This is a genomic window from Acinetobacter sp. 18QD2AZ41W (assembly GCF_009829025.1).
Classification (GTDB): Bacteria; Pseudomonadota; Gammaproteobacteria; order Pseudomonadales; family Moraxellaceae; genus Acinetobacter; species Acinetobacter pseudolwoffii.
Window position 1 is genome coordinate 1 of sequence record NZ_WURP01000056.1, and the last position, 1,129, is coordinate 1,129.

General features: G+C 44.1%; 1 protein-coding gene. It reads left to right on the forward strand.

Annotation, left to right across the window (positions count from 1 at the left end; all coding sequences use genetic code 11):
* Positions 1-143 precede the first annotated feature (143 nt).
* On the forward strand, positions 144-959 hold the full coding sequence (locus tag GVV58_RS15220; protein WP_000018326.1) for an aminoglycoside O-phosphotransferase APH(3')-Ia: 816 nt from the start codon (positions 144-146) through the stop codon (positions 957-959).
* Positions 960-1,129 lie beyond the last annotated feature (170 nt).

A 1,129-nucleotide genomic window follows, 5' to 3' on the forward strand; every position in this document is an offset into this window, starting at 1 on the left:
TTGAATGGGTTCATGTGCAGCTCCATCAGCAAAAGGGGATGATAAGTTTATCACCACCGACTATTTGCAACAGTGCCGATAAAAATATATCATCATGAACAATAAAACTGTCTGCTTACATAAACAGTAATACAAGGGGTGTTATGAGCCATATTCAACGGGAAACGTCTTGCTCGAGGCCGCGATTAAATTCCAACCTGGATGCTGATTTATATGGGTATAGATGGGCTCGCGATAATGTCGGGCAATCAGGTGCGACAATCTATCGATTGTATGGGAAGCCCAATGCGCCAGAGTTGTTTCTGAAACATGGCAAAGGTAGCGTTGCCAATGATGTTACAGATGAGATGGTCAGACTAAACTGGCTGACGGCATTTATGCCTCTTCCGACCATCAAGCATTTTATCCGTACTCCTGATGATGCATGGTTACTCACCACTGCGATCCCCGGGAAAACAGCATTCCAGGTATTAGAAGAATATCCTGATTCAGGTGAAAATATTGTTGATGCGCTGGCAGTGTTCCTGCGCCGGTTGCATTCGATTCCTGTTTGTAATTGTCCTTTTAACAGCGATCGCGTATTTCGTCTCGCTCAGGCGCAATCACGAATGAATAACGGTTTGGTTGATGCTAGTGATTTTGATGACGAGCGTAATGGCTGGCCTGTTGAACAAGTCTGGAAAGAAATGCATAAGCTTTTGCCATTCTCACCGGATTCAGTCGTCACTCATGGTGATTTCTCACTTGATAACCTTATTTTTGACGAGGGGAAATTAATAGGTTGTATTGATGTTGGACGAGTCGGAATCGCAGACCGATACCAGGATCTTGCCATCCTATGGAACTGCCTCGGTGAGTTTTCTCCTTCATTACAGAAACGGCTTTTTCAAAAATATGGTATTGATAATCCTGATATGAATAAATTGCAGTTTCATTTGATGCTCGATGAGTTTTTCTGATAGTTAGTCTTTGTAGAGACACAAACCTGAAATTCCGGACACCGCGCTTCAGGACATCTCCCTGGACGCCGATATCTGGCAGTATCCGGACGGGGCACTGTTGCAAATAGTCGGTGGTGATAAACTTATCATCCCCTTTTGCTGATGGAGCTGCACATGAACCCATTCAA